Raw genomic sequence first — 20193 nt, 5'->3', positions numbered from 1 at the left:
TCCCATGCACCCTTCGAAGCCCGTCCTCCTCGTCATCGCCCACGGCAGCCGCGACCCGCGGCACGCCGCGACGGTGCACACGCTCGTACGCCGGGTGCGCTCGCTGCGCCCGGACGTCCGGGTGGAGACGGGCTTCCTGGACTTCAACGTCCCCTCGGTGCACGGGGTGCTGGAGTCCCTGGCGGCGGAGGGCGTCCGTGACGTCGTGGCGCTCCCCCTGCTCCTGACCCGTGCGTTCCATGCGAAGGCGGACATCCCGGCGGTCCTGCGGGACGCGCCGCGGTCGCTCCGGATCCGCCAGGCAGAGGTGCTCGGCCCGTCCCCGCTGCTTCTGTCGGCCCTCGAACGCCGTCTGTACGAGGCGGGCCTGAGCCCCGCCGACAAGCCCTCGACCGGGGTCGTGCTGGCCTCGGCGGGGTCCACCGACCCGGAGGCGATCGCGGTGATCGCAGAAATCGCGCGGGAGTGGCGGCACACCGGTTGGTGCGCCGTGCGGCCCGCGTTCGCCTCCGCGTCTCTTCCGCGCACCGAGGACGCGGTCCGCGAACTGCGGGCCCTGGGCTGCGAACGGGTGGCCGTGGCGCCGTACGTCCTGGCCCCCGGTTTCCTGCCGGACCGTATCGCGCGGGGCGCGGCGCAGGCGGACGTACTCTCCAAGGTGCTGGGCGCGGCACCGGAGGTGGCGCAGGTGCTGCTGGAGCGGTACCACGAGGCGCGCAGGCCGGTGCTGGCGGCTGTCGGCGCCTAGTCCGGCCGCGCTGCACCGCACCCTCCGCTACCGATCACGGCACAGATCGTCGCCCAGCGTCGTGCGCGCGTACCGCACGACCCGGCCGCTGCGTGTGCGGCTCAGCAGCCCCGCGTCGTGGAGGACCGCGAGGTGCTGGCTGACCGCGCCCGGGGTGACGTGCAGGCGGTGGGCCAGTTCCGTGGTGGAGGCCGGTTCCGCGAGGAGCAGGAGCAGTCGGGCCCGGGGGGCGCCGAGGAGGCGTACCAGGGCCGTGTCGGTGGGCGGGGGCGGTGTCTCGGCGAGGGTGGCGCGGCCGTACGCCGGATAGATCAGGGTGGGCGGGCGCAGGGGGTCGATCAGGGGCTGGGCTCCGCGGGCGAACAGGCTCGGCAGCAGCACCAGACCGCGGCCTGCGATGCTCGTGTCGGTCCACGGGGCCTGGAGCACGAAGTCCCTGGTGGACAGGTGGAGTTGGCCGTCGGACCAGGTGAGGCGGTCGTCGAGGCCCGCGAACAACGCCCCCGCTCCCTGCTCGGCGAGTACCCGGCTGCGGTGGGCGAGGTCGGACTCCAGGATGCTCTGGGCGCGCGGCCACCAGTCCGCGGCGAGGCAGGTGTGCCAGTAGGCGTCGAGGGCGTCGGTGATGCGGGTGAGGAAGGCCGCCGGGTCGGTCAGGCCCCGGGCCACGACGGGCGGCAGGGCGTCCGCGGTCCGGTACGTGGCGTGGAAGTCCGCGACGACGACGTCCGGTGGTGTGGCGCGGAGCCGGACGAGCTCGTCGGGCAAGGCCGGGCGGGCACGTTCGGGGCGCGGGGTGAGGAAGTCCGGCACCCAGAACCAGGGGGCGGCGAGGGCGGCGAGCAGCTCGCCGTCCAGCGCGTCGAGTCGGGGGCGGATACGGCGCAGCCAGGGCCGGTGGTGCGGGTAGCGGGCCGGGTCGTGCAGACAGCGCAGCGAGAACACCGCCTCCTGCAGCGGGGAGTACGCGAAGGAGGTGGTCGCGAGGTCACCGACATCGAAGCGGAACTCGATCATTGAGCGCCACGCTAAATCATTGTCGGCGGACACGCGCCACCGGCTTCGCTGTTCTCATGACCACGACACCCGCCTCACCGGGCTCGGAACAGGACGTCGACCTTACGACCGGTGCCCGCCCCGACCGGGCCACCAGAGCCGCCGGTCTCCTCCCCGCCGACCCGGCGCTGCGCCGCGCCACCGTGCTGACGCTCTTCAACTCCCTCGGCAACGGGCTCTACTTCCCCCTCGGCGTCCTGTACTTCACCCGTATCGTCGGCCTCGACGCTACCGCGGTCGGGCTCGGCCTGACGGTGGCCGGACTGGTCGGCGTCGCGGCGGGCGTACCGGCCGGGCGGGCCGCTGACCGGTGGGGCGCCCGGCAGGTGGGGGCGCTGCTGTGGGCCGGCACCGGGATGGCTACGGCGGCGTACGTCCTGGTGCAGTCGTATGCCGGTTTCCTCGTGGCGGTCGTCTGCGCGACCGGGCTGCAGATGGCGAGCCGTGGGGTGCAGGGCGCGATCTACGCCGATGTGCTGCCGGCGGCGACGCGGGTGGAGGCCCGCGCGTATCTGCGGATGGTCACGAACGTCGCGATGGGTGTGGGTGGCGCGTTCGGGGCCGTCGCTCTCCAACTCGACACGCGGGGCGCGTATGTGACGGTGATCGTGCTGAACGCGGTGTCGTTCGTGGCGCCCGCGCTGATGGTACGCAGGCTGCCGCTCGCGCCCCACGCGGTGGAGCGGGTGGCGGCCGGCGCTCCCGTGGGCGACCGCTGGCGTGCCGTGCGGGACCTGCCGTATCTCGCGGTCACCGTCCTCAATGCCGTGCTGGTCGTGCAGTACACCCTGTCCGAGGTCGGTCTGCCCCTGTGGATCGTCGAGCGGACCGAGGCGCCGCGCTGGACCGCGGCCGTGCTGATGATCGTGAACTGTGCGCTGGTGGCCCTGTTCCAGGTGCGGGTCGCCCGCCGGGTTTCCCAAGTGCCCGGTGCCGTAAGGGCGATGGGCTGGGCCGGACTGCTGCTGGCCGCGGCCTGCGCGGTGTACGCCGTCTCGGCCGGCCTCTCCCCCGTGTGGGCCGTGCTCGCGCTGACCGTCGGCGCGGTGGTGCAGGTCTTCTCCGAGGTGCTGATGGCGGCGGGCGGCTGGACCCTCGGCTACGAACTCGCCGACGCCCGCGCCCACGGCGTCTACCAGGGCGTGTTCGGCGCGGGCATGTCCGCCGGGATGATGGCGGGCCCGGCCCTGGTCACGGTGACGGCGATCCGGCACGGCGGGGCGGGCTGGGCGGTGCTCGCCGTCCTGTTCGCCCTCGCGGGCCTCGCGGTCGCTCCCGCTGTGCGATGGGCACGGCGGGACGGGGAGTGGCGGGGCGACCGGGTCTGAATGCCCTCGACGAACTCGGCCTGGTCGACGCCATCCGCCGGCGCGCCACGCATCTGCGCGCCGCCGACGGACGCCCCCTTGTCGTCACGATCGATGCCGTCACTCGGGCGCCGCGACGGCCGTGCTCATCCTCGAACTGCCCGGCGATGCCCTGGGCGTGACGGTCGCCGACAGCGGCAGCCGCGCCGAACCGTGGACGCACGGGGTGGGCATCCGCTCCGTGCACGAGCGTGTCGATCAGAACGGCGGGACGCATCCGCACCACACCGCAAGGCGCGACGGTGAACGCGGAACTCCCCTTGTCCATCCGGGACTAGTCGAAGGACAGCCCGCCCGTGCGGGTGCGCTTCAGCTCGAAGAAGTCCGGGTCGGTCGCCAGCACCCGGAAGCTGTCGAAGAGTTCGGCCGCGCGTGTTCCCCGCGGGATCGCCCTCAGCACTGGTCCGAACCACACCGTTCCGTCGACATGAATGGTGGGCGTGCCCACATAACCGCCCGATTCCGGCTCGGTGCCCGTCTCGTGGCTGCGGCGTACGGCCTCGTCGTACGACGGGTCGTGCGCTGCGGTGGCGAGATCCTCGGGGAGGCCGAGTTCGGCGAGGGAATCGGCGATCACGGCGTCGAAGTCCTCGTCCTTGCGTTCGTGGATCCGGGTGCCGAACGCCGTGTACAGGTCGCGCAGCACCTTTTCGCCGTGCCGCTCGGCGGCGGCCACCGCGACCCGTACCGGGCCGATCGACTTGTCGACCAGCTCCCGGTACCAGTCGGGGAGTTCGTTGCCGAGGTTGTGCAGGTAGAGGCTCATCGCATGGAAGCGGAGGTCGAGGGGGCGTTCGCGCTCGACCTCCAGGAGCCAGCGGGAGGTGATCCAGGCGAAGGGGCAGGCGGGGTCGAACCAGAAGTCGACCCGGGTCGGCGGGGTGTTCGTCATGGGGTCGACGGTAGTGGTCGAGTGGTGCAGTGTACCGGCCCAATTCATTGCCTTTTCAGTGGCCCAATTTGGGGTCCCGTCCACTGGCGGCGAGCGCCCGGTCGAACACCGGGGCGTCGTCCGGCACCGGTACGGGGTCGGCGAAGCCGTCGTACTGCCGGTAGAGCTCGGCGTGCTTCTCGACCACGTCGAGGACGAAGCGGGCCGCCTCGTCCGAGACGTGGAAGTGCTGGCCGGTGGCGGTGGCGACGTCCCAGCCGTGCACCGCCATCTCCTTGATCACCATCGAGGCGATCTCGGCGGCGGGCATCTTCGCCATGCCCAGGTCGACCTCGCCCTCCCACACCGCCGGGTCGGCCCAGGCGGCGACGGCGCGGTCCAGCTGGGCGGCGTAGGCCGCGGGCCAGTCGGGGTCCGCGGTGAAGTCGCGGGCGGTCAGCTCCTCGGGGAGCTGTTTGCGCAGGGCGCGGTGCTCCAGGCCGTGCGAGGTGTAGAGGACCCAGTGGTTGACCAGGGCGCGGACGTCCCAGTCGCCGCAGTGAGTGGGATTGCCGAGCCGGTCCGCCGGGACGCCGCGCGCCACACGCGCCGCCTCGGCGGCACACTCGGTCATGAACGTGTGCAGGTGCTTCGGGTCGTCGTCGTACGTCATGCACCCCACGCTAGGAGGAGGCCGCTCCGGACTCTTGAACAAATGCGACAGCCTCGTCGGCGAGGCGGACGAGATCCTCGACCGGCAGGGATCCGGGTGCCCGGCGCTCACGCGCGAAGGTGTTGGCGAGGTGCTGCAACAGCTCGTTGAGCGGGGTCGGTACGCCGTGCAGGCGGCCCAGCAGGGCGATCTCGCCGTTGAGGTGGTCGGCCTCGATGGTGCCGGTGCCCCGGGTGAGCGACTGCCAGGAGGAGCCGCCGCCGCGCGGGGCGCCTTCGAGGGGGACCAGGTCGACCTTGTGGCCGCGTACCGCCTGCTGTTCCTCGACGCTCGCGTACGCGATGCCGGCGGCGTCGAGCACGGCCTGGCCCTCGGCGCGCACGCGCGTGTACAGCGCCACGGCCTCGTCATCGGCGATCGGCCCGGCGACCGCCTCCAGCGCGTTGCCGAGGTTGGACAGGAGCTTGGCGTACTGCCAGCGCGCCACGTCCGGCACGACCGGTGCCTCGAAGTACCCCGTCTTCTCCAGGTCGGCACCGACCAGGCGTGCCGTCTCGTCGGTGCCGTGCGGATGGCGGCCCAGGTGCAGGATGCCGGTGAGCGGGGCTCCCGCGGCGGAGACGACGCCCGGTTCGACGAACGTGGACGGCAGCCAGACGCAGACGCCGTACACCCGCCGGAAGACCCGCAGGGCGAGCCGCTGGCCCTCCACCCCGTTCTGCGCGCAGAACAACGGCAGCCGCTCGGCCGCGCTGCCGCCGCCGGCGACCGGCACCGCGCCCCAGGCCTGCAGCGCGCCCACGGTGTCCTGGGTCTTCACGGCGAGGACGAGCACGTCGTCGGCCCTCAACTCACCCAGCTCGTCCGGCCCTTCGACGGTCGACAGCCGGTAGGTGTACTCGCCGTCGGGCACCTTCAGGCGCAGCCCGCCGTCCCGCAGCGCCGCGTGGTGCGCACCGCGCGCGACCAGGACCACCTCGTGCCCCGCGCCCGCGAGACGCCCGCCGATCGAACCGCCGACGGCTCCCGCTCCGATGATGATGTAACGCATGGGAGGAGCCTCGCACAGTCGTGTGTACCTGCCATGAAGAGCCGGGTTCCGCCCGGTCACTCTCCCGTGAGCTCCACCAGTTTCATGACGGTGTTCCAGTTGCGGCTCGTGGCGATCAGGCCTTTGTTGATACGGGGTCTGGCGAGGTGGGCGGCGAGCTGGGAGCGGCCGAGGCCCTCCGGCGCGTACAGGTACAGGGCGCGGTCGCCGAGCCGGAACTCCTCGGGGAGGTAGGTCTCCCGGTCGATCTCCGCGAACCGTTCGTCGTCCACCGGGGCGGAGAAGTAGGTGACGTGGAGCTGTTTGGCCTCCAGTTCGGCGGCCGGGAACGGGCAGGCCTCGGCGATCGACTTGAGGTAGGCGTGGTCGCGCACGATCACGTCGACGGCGAAGCCGAAGTGCTTCTGGATGGCCTGCGCGAGTTCGGCGGCCAGGGACTCCTCGTCGCCGTGGCCGGACGCGAAGACGGCCTGGCCGCTCTGCAGATGGGTGCGGACGCCGTCGTAGCCGAGGCCGTCCATCAGCTGCCGCAGTTCGGCCATCGGGAGCTTCTTCTTGCCGCCCACGTTGATCCCGCGCAGCAGCGCCGCATACCTCGTCGTCATGGCCCACACCATAGAGCGGCCGTCGTGCCCCGTGGGGGCGGGCACGACGGCCGCGGCGGTCCGCGCGGGCGGACTGCCGAAACTCTGTCCGAACCCGGGGCTCCGGTTCAACCGATACACGCACCTGTGACTTGTTCAACAAGGTCTCGCAACAACAAAGAGGAGCGATGCCGACGGACCGGACACCCCGATCTTCATCCCCGAGAAGTCCCGATAGATGTAAGGGGCCGAAATCCTCCCCAGCGGTGAGGCAGCGGGGTCCGAGGGGAGGACCCGTGCCCGCCGCACTTCACCGGGCAGCACGACGAGACGTGCTTATCCGGCCCATACCTTCGAAGCGGAAGGTGGCGGCAGGGGGCCGTCACCGCAGACGAGGGGGCAAGCCCGTCATGGGGAACGGAGATTCGCGGGTGCGGGGCATAGCCGCCCGGGCCGGCGGCTGGAGCGCCAGGCACCGATGGGCTGCCGTCGGCATCTGGGTGCTGTTCGTCGTCCTGGCGATGGGGATCGGTTCGGCCGCCGGTCGGGTCGACGTCAAGGAGAGCGAACAGCTCAAGGGCGAGACACACACCGCCGCCAAGATCATCGAGGATGCGGGGATCGAGGAACCGGCCAGTGAGACGGTTCTGATCCAGGCGAAGGCCGGGAACGTCAAGGCGACCGACGCCGAGTTCAAGGCGGCCGTGGACGCGGTCGTGAAGGCCGTCGACGGGACCGGCAAGGTCACGGACGTGAAGTCGCCGTACGTCACGCACACGATCTCCAGGGACGGGCGCAGCGCGCTGGTGCAGTTCGACATGCGCGGCGACGCCGAGACCGCGTACGAGCACGTGGAGCCGGTGCTGAAGGCCGTCGCGGGGGTGCAGAAGGACCACGAGACGCTGCGGATCGAGGAGATCGGCGGCGCCAGCATGAACAAGACGTTCAAGGACGCGTTCGGCGACGACTTCAAGAAGGCCGAGCTGTCCGCGGTGCCGGTGGCCCTCGGCATTCTGCTCATCGCCTTCGGCGCGCTGGTGGCCGCGCTGCTGCCGGTGGCGCTGGCGATCACCGCGATCATGGCGACGATGGGTCTGATGGGCGTCGTCAGCCATGTGATGCCGATGAGCGACACCGCCAACTCCGTGATGCTGCTGGTCGGTCTGGCGGTCGGCGTCGACTACTGCCTGTTCTATCTGCGCCGTGAGCGCGAGGAGCGCGCGGCCGGGCGGGACGCGCAGACGGCCCTGCGGATCGCGGCCGCCACCAGCGGCCGGGCGATCGTCGTCTCCGGCATCACCGTGTGCGTGGCGATGGCGGGCATGCTGTTCACCGGGCTCGTCACGTTCCAGGGGATGGGGCTGGCCTCGCTGATGGTCGTGGCGGTCGCCATGGTCGGGTCGGTGACGGTGCTGCCGGCGCTGCTCTCGCTGCTGGGCGAGCGGGTCGAGAAGGGGAGGATTCCCTTCCTGCGCAAGGCGATGGAGCGCCGGGCCGCCCGCACGGGCGGGGAGAGCCGGTTCTGGACGGCGGTCCTGCGCGGTGTGCTCGCCAAGCCGCTGGTCTCCGTGCTCGTCGCGGCCGGTGCGCTGCTGGCCGTCGCGGCTCCGGCACTCGGCATGAAGACCCAGAACCTCACGCTGGACCAGGAGTTCGGTGACTCGCTGCCGATCGTGCAGACGTACAACCGGGTCAACGAGGCCTTCCCGGGCGGCTCCGAGCCGGCCGAGGTCGTCGTCAAGGCCAAGGACATCAACGCCCCCGAGGTGAAGTCCGCGCTCGCCGACTTCAAGGCGCGGGCGATCAGTTCGGGCGCCTCGCGCGGCCCGGTCCAGATCACCCTGCACGACGCGCAGAACATCGCCTACGTGTACGTCCCGCTGGTCGGCGGCTCCGACCTGGACAAGGCGGGCGCCAGCCTGGAGAAGCTGCGGGACGAGGTACGGCCCGCCACGCTCGGCAAGCTGGACGGCGTGCAGGCGCCGATCACCGGACAGGTCGCCGGCTCGCACGACTTCAACGCCCAGCTCGGCGGCGCGGTCGTCCCGGTCTTCGCGTTCGTCGTGGTCTTCGCCTTCGCGCTGATGCTGCTGTCGTTCCGCTCGCTGACGGTCGCGATCACCTCGATCGTGCTCAACCTCCTTTCCGTGGGCGCCGCTTACGGCATCCTCGTCGCCGTCTTCCAGCACGGCTGGGGCGCCTCCCTGGTGGGCGCGGAGGGCGTCGGCGCGATCATCACCTGGCTGCCGCTGTTCCTGTTCGTGATCCTGTTCGGTCTGTCGATGGACTACCACGTGTTCGTGGTCTCGCGGATCCGCGAGGCGCGGCTGCGCGGCCGTACGACACGGGATGCGATCCAGCACGGTGTGGTCACCACTGCCGGTGTCGTCACCAGCGCCGCGGTCATCATGGTCGCCGTGTTCGCGATCTTCGGCACGCTGTCCATGCAGTCCATGAAGCAGATGGGTGTCGGCCTCGCGGCCGCGGTGCTCATCGACGCGACGATCATCCGGGGTGTGCTGCTCCCGGCGGTGATGGCGCTGCTGGGCGAGCGCAACTGGTATCTGCCGAAGTGGCTGAACCGGCTGCCCGACCTGACGCACGACGAGTCGGCGGAGGTCATCACGCACTCGGCGCGGCGCGACGAGGGTGAACGACTGGGCGTCTGAAGGGGTTGAACCCCCCGCGGGGTTGAACCCTCACCGACCGAGGGCCCGTCGGCCACAGGGGAGCCGGCGGGCCCTCGCCATGCCCGAACTACCGGATCGATGCGGGAAGTTGGGCCTCGACCAGGTCGGCTGCCCGCCGAGTTCCCCCTTCCTTCGCCATGCCGGCCTGGATCTCCTGGAGGCGGCGGGCGACCTCGGGGTCGTCGACGAGGGCGAGGGCGGTCCTGCGCAGGGTCTGAGCGGTGGCCTCCGCCGTGGGGATGTGGCGGGCGACTCCCAGGGCCTGGAGCATGTCCGCGTTGCCGAACTGGTCGACGGCCTGTGGTACGGCGATCATCGGTGTGGCGGTGGCCAGGCCTTCCTGGCTGCCGCCCGCCCCGGCGTGGGTGACGAACAGGTCGGCCTGCCGGAGCACCGCCAACTGCGGGACCCAGGACCGTACTTCCACGTTCGCCGGTACGTCCCCGAGCACCGACGGGTCCACGCGCCTGCCGATCTGCAGGACGAGGTGCCAGCCGGTCAGGCCGCCGAACGCCTCGACGCACTCCCGGTAGAAGCCGGGCCGGTCGGTGAAGGTGGAGCCCAGCGACACCAGCACCACTTTCTCGGCTCCGGCCGGCCGCTGCCAGTCGCCCTCCGTGGTGCGGTCGCCCTGGCAGGCGCCGACGAAGGTGTACACGGTCTCGTCGACCCGGTCGGCCTTGGGCTGAAGCGCCTTGGGGATCAGGACGAGCGAGCGGTCGGGGCGGCCCGCGAAGTCGTCCGGGTGCTGCGTGATCCCGTTCTCCTCCAGCCATGTCTGGAAGCGCGCGTAGTACGCCCGGCCGCGCTCGGTCCGCTTCGGCTCCGCCCACATCGGCTCGGCGACCTCCTTTTCGTAGCCCTCCCAGGCGACGAGGTTCGGCGAGAGCGAGATCGCGGGGACGCCCCAGCGGTGGGCGAGAACACGGGCCGGGTACGCCGTGATGTCGTGCAGCACGAGGTCCGGTACGTCCCCGTGGTACGCCTCGGCCAGCTGCGGCAGCGCCTGGATCGCGTCTTCGAGGAACAGCTCGACGTGGTCCAGCAGTTCACTCCCCCACGCCGCCGGGTCCGCGTCGGGGCCCGGCAGCGTGGACCTCCACAGCTTCGGCTCGGCGCCGGTCCCGGCGACTTTCTCCGCGAACGCCGGCGGGATGGCGTAGGTGACCCGGTGGCCACGGGCGACCAGCTCGCGGATCACCTCCAGGCTGGGGTTCACATGGCCGTGGGCGGCGACGGAGAACATGGCGATGTGGGCGGGACGGGGTGTGGGGGTCGGGGTAGGCATGTCATCGAAGGTAGACGAGACGATACGTCTCGTCCAATCATTTCGAAGGTCACCCGACCAGGACCTCGTGCAGCCTCAGCCACCGGCCCGGCGCCACCTCCCCGACCAGCACCCTGGGATCCAGGCCCGCCGCCCGGAAGGCGGCGTCCACCCGGCGCCTCGGGTGCGCCCGCCGCAGCGAGGCGTGCAGCGAGCCGCCGACGCCCGAGAAGCCCAGTTCCACGAGGCGCCGCCAGCTGCCGTACGCGGCGGGTTCGAGCAGCGGGGTGCGACGCCGTTCGATGCGTACGATCCCGGCGTCGACGCGGGGCACGGGCCGGAACCGTGTCCTGGTCACGCGGCCGACGAGCCGCCACTCGTGGCGGGGCCAGCTGCGGACGGTGAGCAGGGTCCAGCTCCCGTAGTCGCCGGTTCGTTTGCGGGCGTACTCCAGCTGGGTGAGCAGGGTGGCGTCGGTGAGGGCGGGGGCCCGCAGACACCAGTCGACGACGGCCGCGGTGCGGGAGAAGGGCACGTTTCCGGCGACCGAGAAGGGGGTGTGCGGGGGCCGCGCGTCGAGGAAGTCACCGCCGATCACCCGCACCTGAGCCGTGCCGGAGAACCGGGTGCGCAGCACGGGGACGAGCCGTCGGTCGATCTCGTACGCGTGCAGTTCGCGGCAGCGCGGGGCGAGCCGTTCGGTCAACGCGCCCTTTCCTGCGCCCACTTCGAGCAGCAGGGGCGCCCGCCGTTCGTGCGGTACGGCAAGGCGGGCGATGTGCTCGGCGGTGGCGCGATCGGCGAGAAAGTTCTGCGAGAGCGCGCGGGAAACGGGGGTGGGGCGGGCCATGGCCTGCGGTCCTTGTCTTCCGGGAAATGGGAAAGGGGCAGCCGAAGGCCCTGACCGGAAGGCAAGAAGAGCAGAGAAGCGAAGGACGGGGGCGGATCGCACCGCGTGTGATCAGCGGGTGGAGCTCCCCGGGCCGGTCAGGGCTCCGGGGCCACGACGCATCCGGACGGAATGCGTGCAGCCCCGGCCGAGACCGGAGTTGATGATCGCGGTGTTCGCTGCCACGAACGGCACGCTAGGCAGGCGGCCGCTCACCGGGCAACGGGTTTTCCGTGGCGGCCGTCCGGCTGCCCGCTCTCAGCGCTGGTAGCGGGCGAGCACCAGGTTGCCGTCCTTCTCCAGCCGTCTGCGCAGTTCACCGAGGCCTATGGCCCCGCTGTAGTACTCCTGGAACGCGGGCGTCGCCACCTTGTCCTTCCATTCGGGGTAGCCGCGGACGGACTGGGCGGGCGCCGAGCGGAGGTGGGCGGCCAGGGCGGTGCCGGTCGCCCAGCCGTCCTTGGCCGTGTGCAGGGCGGGGTCCTTGAGCGCCTGGGTGCCCGTCGGCAGCATCCAGTCCCCCAGTGCCAGCCGCACCATGTTCTGTGGCCGGAGCAGGTAGTCGACGAACTCGGCGGCCTCCTTCTTGTGCGGGCTGTCCGCGGCGATGGACAGGGTCTGCGGGCTGACGCCCTGGGTGAGGCCGTCGGCGCCGGCCGGGGCGGGCAGCACCTGCCAGTCGAAGCCCTTCGGCGCCTGCTGCACGATCTGCTGCCGGTAGGAGAAGCCGAGCGGCACCATCGCGTACCTGCCGCCGAAGAAGCCGGGCAGGGTGTCCGAGCCGCCGCTGCCCAGGGTGGTGGGCGAGGCGCTGTGGTCGGTGTTCGCCTGGTCGTGAATCGTGCGCGGCGCGACCTGGTCGGCCGCCTCGAAGCGGACGGTGACCTTGCCGTCCGGGCCGCGGTGGAAGAGCCGGCCGCCCGTCGACAGGGACAGGTTGAGGGTGGCGGACACGGGCTCCTTGAGCGGCCAGGCGACACCATACTTCCCGCTGCCGCTCAGCCGCTTCGCCACCTGCCGGAACTCCGCCCAGCTCCATGGCCGTTGGGGCGTCGGTATCCGTACGCCCGACTTCTTCAGCAGGCCCGCGTTGGCGATGAGGACACGCGGCTCCTGGAGGAAGGGCACGCCGTAGACGCCGTCGCCGAAGGTCGCCGTCTGCCAGCTCCGCTGCGGGATGTCCGACTTGAGCCGTGGGGGCAGCAGGTGGGTGAGATCGGCGAGGTAGCCGCCGTAGGCGAAGTCCGCCAGGTCGTCGGAGGCGTCGTGGATGATGTCGGGCGCCTCGCCGCCCTCGAAGGAGGTGAGCAGCTGGTCATGGACGCTGTCCCAGCTCCCCTGCACATACTCGACCTTGACGTGCGGATGGCCGGCGTTCCACTCCTTCACCAGCTCCTTGTTGGCCGCGACGGACTCCTGCTGCCAGGCCAGGGACTGGAAGCGGAGGGTGATCCGCCCGCCCACCGTGTCTCCGCTGCCGCCGCCGCTGCAGCCCGCGAGCAGCAGCGTGAGGACGAGGGCCAGAACGCATCCTGCGTGTCCCGTGAATCCGCTTCTGCCGCGCATCAGTTCTTCACCGCCCCGGTGAGCATGCCGCCGGTGATCCGCCGCTGGATGACCGCGAAGACGACCAGTGAGGGGAGGGTGGCGAGGAATGCGGCCGCCGCCAGGGGGCCGAGATCCGCGACGCCTTCTGCCCCGATGAAATGGCTGAGCACGACCGGCAGGGTCTGTCTGTCCGGTGTTTTCAGCAGGACCAGCGCGAAGAAGAACTCGTTCCACGCGGTGACGAACGCGAACAGCCCCGTCGCCGCGATCCCGGGCGCGAGCAGCGGCGCCACCACCGACACCAGGGTCCGTACCCGCCCGGCCCCGTCGACCGCCGCCGCCTCCTCGACCTCGGCCGGTACCGCCCGGACATAGCCGGCCAGCATCCACAGCGCGAACGGCAGCGCCCACACGACGTACACCAATGTCAGCCCGGCCAGAGAGTTGATCAGGTGCAGGTCCTTCAGCACGAGGAACAGCGGGATGATCACCAGGACCAGTGGGAACGCCTGGCTGACGACCACCCAACCGGTGGCGGCCCGGCTCAGCGGGGTGCGGTGCCGGGCCATGACATACGCCAGCGGGGTCGCGACCAGTACGACGATCACCGCCGCACCGGCCGCCGCGAACAGGGAGTTGAGCGCGGCGTGCAGCAGTGGCTGCTCGTCGAAGGCCTGCCGGAAGTTGCCCAGGGTGGGGTGCCGGGGGATCCAGGTGGGGTGCAGACTCCCCAGCTCACGCGGCGACTTGAAGGCGGTGGAGACCAGCCAGAGGAAGGGGAAGGCGAGGAAGACGAGATAGGCGAGCAGGGCGGCGTACTGACCGACGCGGGTGCCGGTCCTCGTCCTCCTTCCGTTCGTGATCGTCATGCGTCGTCCCCTCCCCTGAGCCGGCCGACCAGGAAGGCCGCGAGGAGCAGCGAGATCAACGCGACCATGACGCACCCCATCGCGGCCGCGTACCCGAACTGCCCGTAGCGGAAGGCCTCTTCGTAGGCGAACAGCATGGGCAGCCGGGTGCGGCCGCCGGGCCCGCCGTTGGTCAGCACATAGACCAGGGCGAAGGAGTTGAAGTTCCAGATCAGGTTGAGGGCGGTGATGGCGAGGGCGACCGGTCTGAGGGCGGGCCAGGTGACCGTGCGGAAGCGCCGCCAGGCGCCCGCCCCGTCGACCGCCGCCGCCTCGTGCAGTTCGCGCGGGGTGTTCTGCAGTCCGGCCAGCAGCGCGACCGTGGTCTGCGGCATGCCGGCCCAGATGCCGACGACGATCACCGCGGGCAGCGCGGACCCAAGGCCGCTGAGCCAGTCCCGCCCGTCGCCGAGGCCCAGGTCGTGCAGGGTCTCGTTGAGGACGCCCGCGTCCGGGTTGTAGACCAGCCGCCACATGATGCCGACCACGACCTCGGGCATGGCCCACGGGACGATCGCGAGGGCCCGGGCGAGCCATCTCAGCCGCAGGTCCTGGTTGAGCAGCAGGGCGAGGCCGAGCGCGAGCAGGAACTGCGGCACGGTCACGCCGACCGCCCACACCAGCCCGATCCGGAACGACTCCCAGAACAGCGTGTCGTGCAGCAGGTCCTGGAAATTCAGGCCGCCGATCCACTCGGTGGACCGGGTGCGGCCCGACTGGGCGTCGGTGAAGGCCAGCAGGATGCCGTAGAGCAGTGGTCCGACGCTCAGCACCAAGATCGGGATCAGCGCGGGCAGCACCAGGAACCAGGCCCCGCGGTCGGGGAGCCGACGGCCCCCGGCTGCGCGTGGCACGCCCTGCGCCGATCGCCTCGTCGCGGTCACCAGTGTCACGTGATCGGCTCCTTTGCGCGGCTCGTGACGTTCGGACCCGGCGGGCCTGAGTCATGGTCGTGAAGGGGGTGTGCACCGTCAAGGCCGTACGCACACGGTCCGACCTGTGCGAATGCGAGACTGGGCCGGTGGGTGGCGCAAACTCGACGCCGTTCACCGATGCATACGCGGACGTGGGAGGAAGGCGATGGACGAGTCACGGGCGCGCGAGGTACTGGCCGCGGCGCGGGTACTGCCCGGCCCGGCGCGTGACGCACGGCTGCTCGCCCTGGGCGAGAACGCGGTGTTCGCCTCCGGCGACCTGGTCGTCAAGGTGGGCCGTGACCCCGAACTCCTGGACCGGGCGCGCCGTGAACTGGACATCGCGCTGTGGCTCGCCGAGGCGGGGGTGCCCGCGGTGCGGGCCGCGGAGTCCAAGCCGCTGCTGGTCGAGGGCCACCCGGTGACGGTGTGGCACCGGATCCCGGATGCGGTACGGCCGGCCGAGCCCCGGGATTTGGCCGAACTGCTACGGGTCGTCCACGCACTGCCCACTCCCCCTGCCGATGCCTTCGAGCTGCCGCCCCGCGAGCTGCTGGGCGGTGTGGAACGCTGGTTGCGGCTCGCGGGCGACGCGATCGACCCCGCGGACGCGGCGTATCTGCGTGAGCGCCGCGACGGGTTCGCCTCGGCGGCCGCGGCACTCACTCCGCATCTGCCGCCGGGCCCCATCCACGGCGATGCGCTGCCCCGCAATGTGCATGTCGGGCCGGACGGGCCCGTTCTGGTCGATCTGGAGACCTTCTCCGCGGATTTGCGCGAGCACGATCTGGTGGTGATGGCGCTGTCCCGTGACCGGTATGGCCTGCCGGCCGAGGCCTACGACTCCTTCATCGAGGCGTACGGGTGGGATGTGCGGGAGTGGGACGGCTGCGGTGTGCTGCGCGGTGCGCGGGAGACGGCGAGTTGTGCGTGGGTTGCGCAGCAGGCTGCGTCCAACCCCTCCGCGTTGGCCGAGTTCAGGCGGCGGGTGGCGTCACTCCGTGACGGGGACGAGTCAGTGCGGTGGTATTCGTTCTGAGCGCCGATTGACCCGGGGCTTGTCGTTGCCGGGCGACTGCGGGTCCTATGTGGCTGGTCGCGCCCGCGCGGCGGAGCCGCAAATCGACTCAGCCCCGCGCCCCTTCGGGCGCGGGTTCCCGCAGGGGCCAGGTGGCGTCGACCACCGCGGCCGTGTCCCCCTTGCCGCGCAGGAAGTTCTGGAAGTCCGCCGCCCACTCCGCGTACCACTCGATCTGGCGGAGGTGGAGTTCCGCCGGGCCGAGGGCTGCGATCTTGGGGTGGCGGGTGGCTATGGCGCAGGCCAGGCCGGCGGCGGCCAGGGCGTCGGCGGAGGCGTTGTGGGCGGCGTCCAGGGTGACGCCGTATTCCGTGCAGACCGCTTCGAGGTTGCGCTTGCCGCGGCGGTAGCGGTCGACCCAGCGGTCGATGGTGTACGGGTCGATGACCGGGGCGGGGTCGAGGCCGCCCAGTCGGTCGCGCAGGGACGGCAGTCCGTATCTGCGCAGCTCCGCGGAGAGCAGGCTCAGGTCGAAGGTCGCGTTGTAGGCGACGACCGGGACGCCCGTCTTCCAGTACGTCGTCAGGACGTCCGCGATGGCGTTCGCCACCTCGTCGGCCGGGCGGCCCTGAGCCGCCGCGCGCTCATTGCTGATGCCGTGCACCGCCACGGCGTCCGCCGGGATCTCCACGCCCGGATCCGCCAGCCACTCCCGGTGCCCTATGGGCTGTCCGCCCCTGACCTCGATCACGGCCCCCGTGACGATGCGCGCCTCACGCGGATCGGTCCCGGTCGTCTCCAGGTCGAAGCCGATCAGCAGCTCCCGGTGCCAGCCCATGCGTGGCCCCCCTTCTTGGTGGTGCTTTCCCCCAGTGGTCTCCACCTTCCCATGGGCCACTGACAATCCGAGGACCGCATTCCGCTTGGCCCCGACGACAGTTCAGGACACAGGTCGCGAATCCGCCCAGGACGTTTCGAACTCCTCGCGGTATGTCGGGAAGAGCCCGCTCTCGACTCCCTTGTCCATGTCGTCCGGCTTCACCACCCGGCTGCCGTTGCGCAGCACCAGCACCGGAGCCTCCATGCCGCGCGAGCGCCGCAGATAGGACTGCACGACGGCGACACCGTCCGAGCCGTCGCCGTCGACGAGGTAGGCCGTGAAGCGCGGGGTCTCGTCGTAGACCTGGATCTCGAAGGCGGCCGGGTCGCGCAGCCTGGAGCGGACGCGGCGCATGTGCAGGATGTTCATCTCGACCGCTCGGCTCAACTCGCCGCGCTTCATCCCCAGTTCCCGCTCGCGCCGTTTGACGGCGCTGGAGGCCGGGTTGAGGAACAGCAGCCGGACCCGGCAGCCCGCCTCGGCCAGGCGCACCAGCCGGCGTCCGGAGAAGTTCTGCACGAGCAGGTTGAGGCCGATGCCGACGGCGTCGAGGCGGCGGGCGCCGCCGAAGATGTCCTCGGCCGGGAACTGGCGCAGCAGCCGCACCCGGTCGGGGTGCACGGCGACCACGTCCGCGTACCGGTCGCCGACGAGTTCCTCCACCGCGTCCACGGGCAGCCGGCGGGCCGACGGCACGTCCCCGGCCGCGCCGAGGATGTCCAGCAGCTTCGCCGAGGCCCGCTCGGCCTGGTTCAGGACGGCCTCGGACAGGGCCCGGTTGCGGGAGACGACGTTGCGGGTGACCTCGAGCTCGTCCAGGGCGAGTTCGACGTCACGGCGGTCGTCGACGTACGGCTCGAAGCAGGGCCAGTGCTGCACCATCAGTTCGCGCAGCTGGGGCAGGGTGAGGAAGCTGAGCACGTTGTCGTCGGCCGGGTCGAGCAGATAGCCCTTGCGGCGGCTGACCTCGCGTACGGCGACCGCGCGCTGCACCCATTCCTGGCCGGCCGGCCCGGCCGCGGCGACCACCCAGTCGTCGCCGTGGACGGGTTCGTAGATGGGCCGCAGAACAGCGGCCACGACCGCGCGCAGCCGCTGTTCGACGAGGTTCAGCCAGATGTAGGCCCGGCCGGCTCGCTGGGCGCGCGTACGCACCTCGCGCCAGGCGTCGGCGTCCCAGTCCAGCTCCGGCCCGATGGAACTCGTCGCCATCGGCCGGGCCAGGGACACCGTGCCGGGCGGGACATCTGTGGAGTTCCCCTCGTGACCCTCGTCACCAGGGGGCAACTCCAGCCCTCCCGACCCCACCCGCGCACCGCCTTCCGCTCCCCCGAGCATCCCCGTGTCAACGATCAAGGAAGGGTACTCCGGGAGCAGTCAGCGGTGCAGCCGGATGGACAGGTCGATTCTCAACTGCCTTAGTGCCAGTGCCCGTTCTGAGCGGCCAAAGCGGCCGGAGTGAGCGGATTCATAGCCGTGACGTCGCGCGGGGCGATGGAGAAACCCTGCCAGTGGACCGGCATCGGCTGCTGGTCCTCGTCGCGGGCTATGTGGTGGAAACCCACATTCACCCAGACTATGGGGTGAGTGAGAGTCTGCCCGTTGACCCATGTGTCGACGGACTTGCCGTGTCCGGCGCCGCAGTTGAGCGGGTTGCCGCTGGCGTACTGCTCGCACTTGTTGTACTCGGTGAAGTACACGTCGTGCTTGGTGAAGCTGCGGCCCAGGTACTTCGCGGTGGGGCCCTGGACGATCTCGTACGAGCGCGGGTGGTCGTCCTTGTTCTTGCCGGCCGTGCTGACCACACGCCACCAGCGCATGTCCTTGGCGTCGCCGGCGAGCTCCTTGGTGACCTTGGTGAGGGTCGTCTTGTTGGTCGGTGCCTGCTGGCCGCCCACCGGGGCGCTGACCTTCGAGTCGTACTGCTCGACCTTGGTCTTGGAGGAGCCGTCGAGGCCGAAGTCGAGCCGCCAGAAGATGTTGTGGCTGTGGCTGGTGGCGTAGGCCTTGGCACCCTTGCCGATGGGCCAGCCGCGGCCGTCGCCCGCGTCGTAGTCGTCGGGCGAGAGGCTGCCGGTGGCGCCGGCGTTCATGCTCATCGTGCCGTCGTCCTGGAAGCGCCACTCGGTGATGTACTCGTACCAGCCGACCTTGTTGACCGTGTAGAGGAGCAGGTCCTTGCCCTGCGCCTGGTAGGTCTTGCCCGCGTCGGACAGCAGGTGGTAGGCGTGGCCGCGGGAACGGGTCGTGGCGCACAGGCCGTTGACGTTCGGCGAGTCCGAGTAGAAGGGCGTCGCGACCTTGACGGTCTTGATGGTGCCGCCCGGGCATTCGTCGGGCGTCAGGTTCAGCAGGCCGTCGCCGAAGTTGTAGTCCGTGACGTCGTTGTACTCGACGCTGCCGTCGTCGTACGGCACGTCGATCTGGGCGAGTTTGGCGCTGTTGAGGACCTTGATCGGCTGGGACTCGCCGGGCGGCTGGTAGGAGATGTCGTCCAGGATGACTCCGGACCTGCTCTCGAAGCGCCAGCACATCCGCCAGGTGGTGCCGGAGGAGAGCTTCTGCTCGATCTGGTAGGCCGCGCTGCACTGGGGGGCCGCGGCGGCGGCCGCCTCCTTGTGGTCGGCGAAGGCCGGTGCCGCTGCCGTGCCGCCGAGGGCGAGCCCGACCGCGAGCGGGCCCACCAGGGCCCGTCTGCGCAGCGCACTGCGGCGGGCACGGCTGTCTCTGTTGACGTGCATGACGAAGTGACTCCCTCACAGGAGAAGCAAGTGTGGAAAGTTGAACGGAGCCCGGCTCAGCCGAGCTTGACGACCTTGCGGGCGCTCAGGTCGATCACGAAGTCCCGGGTGTCGATCCAGGCACCGTTCTTGACCTTCGGGAAGAGCCGGGTGCAGCGGTGTTCGCCGCATGTGCCGAGTTCGGCCGGCTTCACGCCCGGGGCCGCCCGGAACACCATGCTGGTGAGCGTCAGCTGGTCCGGGGAGGTGAGTTCCTTGCCCGTGGCGTCCTTGTAGTCCGCCTTCAGACCCGCGCCCAGCGGGTCCGCGATCAGCAGCCGGGCCGCCTCGGTCTGCTCGGCGATGCTGAGCGGCGGCTGGACGTCGTGCTGGGTGCTCGTCTCCTCGACCTTCCCGGTGTCCAGGTTGACGGTCTTGGTGACCACGGTGTCGTTCCGGTAGTCGTAGAACGTCACGTCCGCGCGCCGGGGCGCGTTCACGCTGTCCGGCTGGTCGGTGTCCGGCTCGGTCAGCTCCACGGTGAGCCGCTGCGGGCCGCGGGCGCCCTTGACGTTCTCACCGGAGTTCAGCAGCTGCCGGTTCAGGGCGATCTTCTCGACGCGCTTGGTCTCGTCGTCGGTCAGCGGGTCGAGGCCCTTGCCCTTCTCGCCCTCGGCCGGAGCCCGCTCCACCACGCCCGGAGCGGGCGTGCCGTTCGCCTGGGCCGCCTGCCGGGCCTGCCCCGCCCTGGTCCCTCCCGAATCGTCGGCCCCCGCCGTCCCCGGTAGCGTGATCCCGACCATCACGGCAGTTCCGGCCACCGCTATGGCCGCACCGGCCACCACCTTGCCAAGGTGGCGGTGCACTATCTTGCGCACATTTACCCCCTACTCCCCCTTTTTCCCCGGGAGTACTTTTCTGCCCCACTGATGGGCATACGGCGTTGCCATACGGCGTATGCACAGGTCGCCCGGTAAGAGGGACGTAAGTCATAGGTGGTTCCATCACT

Annotated in this window: 18 protein-coding genes; 4 read left to right on the top strand and 14 right to left on the bottom strand. The window is 70.9% G+C overall.

Going from position 1 to position 20193, the window contains the following annotated elements; translation table 11 throughout:
* The first annotated feature begins 4 nt into the window (after positions 1 to 4).
* Positions 5 to 748: a sirohydrochlorin chelatase gene (locus tag ACIBW9_RS32595; protein ID WP_398960612.1), complete on the top strand. Its 744-nt coding sequence runs from the start codon at positions 5 to 7 to the stop codon at positions 746 to 748.
* Positions 749 to 775: 27 nt separating this feature from the next.
* On the opposite strand, the gene ACIBW9_RS32590 is transcribed toward ACIBW9_RS32595, so the two are convergent.
* A complete protein-coding gene (locus ACIBW9_RS32590) occupies positions 776 to 1765 on the bottom strand; it encodes an ArsR family transcriptional regulator (RefSeq protein WP_398960611.1) in 990 nt (329 codons plus the stop codon).
* 56 nt (positions 1766 to 1821) lie between these two features.
* Here ACIBW9_RS32590 and ACIBW9_RS32585 point away from each other — a divergent pair, with 56 nt between their 5' ends.
* Positions 1822 to 3132, top strand: a complete 1311-nt coding sequence (locus ACIBW9_RS32585; protein ID WP_398960610.1) for an MFS transporter — start codon at positions 1822 to 1824, stop codon at positions 3130 to 3132.
* Positions 3133 to 3445: 313 nt separating this feature from the next.
* Here ACIBW9_RS32585 and ACIBW9_RS32580 read toward each other — a convergent pair whose 3' ends face one another.
* Genes ACIBW9_RS32580 through ACIBW9_RS32565 form a run of 4 tightly spaced genes read right to left on the bottom strand, consistent with a single transcriptional unit; the run spans position 3446 to position 6371 of the window.
* On the bottom strand, positions 3446 to 4063 hold the full coding sequence (locus ACIBW9_RS32580) for a DsbA family protein (protein WP_398960609.1): 618 nt from the start codon (positions 4061 to 4063) through the stop codon (positions 3446 to 3448).
* A gap of 55 nt (positions 4064 to 4118) precedes the next feature.
* Complete coding sequence (locus tag ACIBW9_RS32575; protein ID WP_398960608.1) at positions 4119 to 4715, bottom strand: TIGR03086 family metal-binding protein; 597 nt, start codon at positions 4713 to 4715, stop codon at positions 4119 to 4121.
* A gap of 10 nt (positions 4716 to 4725) precedes the next feature.
* Positions 4726 to 5766: a ketopantoate reductase family protein gene (locus ACIBW9_RS32570; protein ID WP_398960607.1), complete on the bottom strand. Its 1041-nt coding sequence runs from the start codon at positions 5764 to 5766 to the stop codon at positions 4726 to 4728.
* 56 nt (positions 5767 to 5822) lie between these two features.
* Positions 5823 to 6371, bottom strand: coding sequence for a DUF1697 domain-containing protein (locus tag ACIBW9_RS32565; protein WP_398960606.1), 549 nt, complete (start codon positions 6369 to 6371; stop codon positions 5823 to 5825).
* 389 nt (positions 6372 to 6760) lie between these two features.
* Here ACIBW9_RS32565 and ACIBW9_RS32560 point away from each other — a divergent pair, with 389 nt between their 5' ends.
* Positions 6761 to 9019, top strand: coding sequence for an MMPL family transporter (locus tag ACIBW9_RS32560; RefSeq protein ID WP_398960605.1), 2259 nt, complete (start codon positions 6761 to 6763; stop codon positions 9017 to 9019).
* An 88-nt stretch (positions 9020 to 9107) separates the two neighbouring features.
* Here the strand turns inward: ACIBW9_RS32560 and mgt are convergent, their stop codons facing one another.
* The 5 genes from mgt to ACIBW9_RS32535 form a co-directional block, all read right to left on the bottom strand.
* Complete coding sequence (gene mgt / locus ACIBW9_RS32555; RefSeq protein ID WP_398960604.1) at positions 9108 to 10328, bottom strand: macrolide-inactivating glycosyltransferase; 1221 nt, start codon at positions 10326 to 10328, stop codon at positions 9108 to 9110.
* Positions 10329 to 10377: 49 nt separating this feature from the next.
* Positions 10378 to 11157 carry a 23S rRNA (adenine(2058)-N(6))-methyltransferase Erm(O) gene (gene erm(O), locus ACIBW9_RS32550; protein WP_398960603.1) on the bottom strand — a complete coding sequence of 260 codons (780 nt, stop codon included), beginning with the start codon at positions 11155 to 11157 and terminating at the stop codon, positions 10378 to 10380.
* A gap of 297 nt (positions 11158 to 11454) precedes the next feature.
* The gene (locus tag ACIBW9_RS32545; RefSeq protein WP_398960602.1) at positions 11455 to 12762 is read right to left on the bottom strand and encodes an ABC transporter substrate-binding protein; all 1308 of its coding nucleotides are present in this window, start codon (positions 12760 to 12762) and stop codon (positions 11455 to 11457) included.
* Positions 12762 to 13613: a carbohydrate ABC transporter permease gene (locus tag ACIBW9_RS32540; protein ID WP_398960601.1), complete on the bottom strand. Its 852-nt coding sequence runs from the start codon at positions 13611 to 13613 to the stop codon at positions 12762 to 12764. Before ACIBW9_RS32540 ends, ACIBW9_RS32545 begins: the two co-directional genes overlap by 1 nt.
* The gene (locus ACIBW9_RS32535) at positions 13610 to 14545 is read right to left on the bottom strand and encodes a carbohydrate ABC transporter permease (RefSeq protein ID WP_398960600.1); all 936 of its coding nucleotides are present in this window, start codon (positions 14543 to 14545) and stop codon (positions 13610 to 13612) included. The genes ACIBW9_RS32540 and ACIBW9_RS32535 overlap by 4 nt, the downstream gene beginning before the upstream one ends.
* 187 nt (positions 14546 to 14732) lie before the next feature.
* Between ACIBW9_RS32535 and ACIBW9_RS32530 the strand changes: the two genes are divergently transcribed.
* Positions 14733 to 15605 (top strand): phosphotransferase enzyme family protein, encoded by an 873-nt coding sequence (locus ACIBW9_RS32530; RefSeq protein WP_398960599.1) that lies wholly within the window; start codon positions 14733 to 14735, stop codon positions 15603 to 15605.
* Positions 15606 to 15693: 88 nt separating this feature from the next.
* Here ACIBW9_RS32530 and ACIBW9_RS32525 read toward each other — a convergent pair whose 3' ends face one another.
* From ACIBW9_RS32525 to ACIBW9_RS32510, 4 genes are all read right to left on the bottom strand, one after another.
* Positions 15694 to 16422 (bottom strand): 3'-5' exonuclease, encoded by a 729-nt coding sequence (locus ACIBW9_RS32525; RefSeq protein ID WP_398960598.1) that lies wholly within the window; start codon positions 16420 to 16422, stop codon positions 15694 to 15696.
* Positions 16423 to 16524: 102 nt separating this feature from the next.
* Entirely contained in the window at positions 16525 to 17802 is a 1278-nt protein-coding gene (locus ACIBW9_RS32520; protein ID WP_398960763.1) for an SAV2148 family HEPN domain-containing protein, read from the bottom strand.
* An 80-nt stretch (positions 17803 to 17882) separates the two neighbouring features.
* Complete coding sequence (locus ACIBW9_RS32515; RefSeq protein WP_398960597.1) at positions 17883 to 19205, bottom strand: copper amine oxidase; 1323 nt, start codon at positions 19203 to 19205, stop codon at positions 17883 to 17885.
* Between the two features lie 56 nt (positions 19206 to 19261).
* Positions 19262 to 20062 carry a Tat pathway signal sequence domain protein gene (locus ACIBW9_RS32510; protein WP_398960596.1) on the bottom strand — a complete coding sequence of 267 codons (801 nt, stop codon included), beginning with the start codon at positions 20060 to 20062 and terminating at the stop codon, positions 19262 to 19264.
* Positions 20063 to 20193: the final 131 nt, after the last annotated feature.

It is taken from the genome of Streptomyces sp. NPDC049541 (assembly GCF_044465725.1).
Classification (GTDB): Bacteria; Actinomycetota; Actinomycetes; order Streptomycetales; family Streptomycetaceae; genus Streptomyces.
The sequence above is the reverse complement of the archived record's forward strand: the minus strand, read 5'-3'. Positions and strand labels throughout refer to the sequence as shown.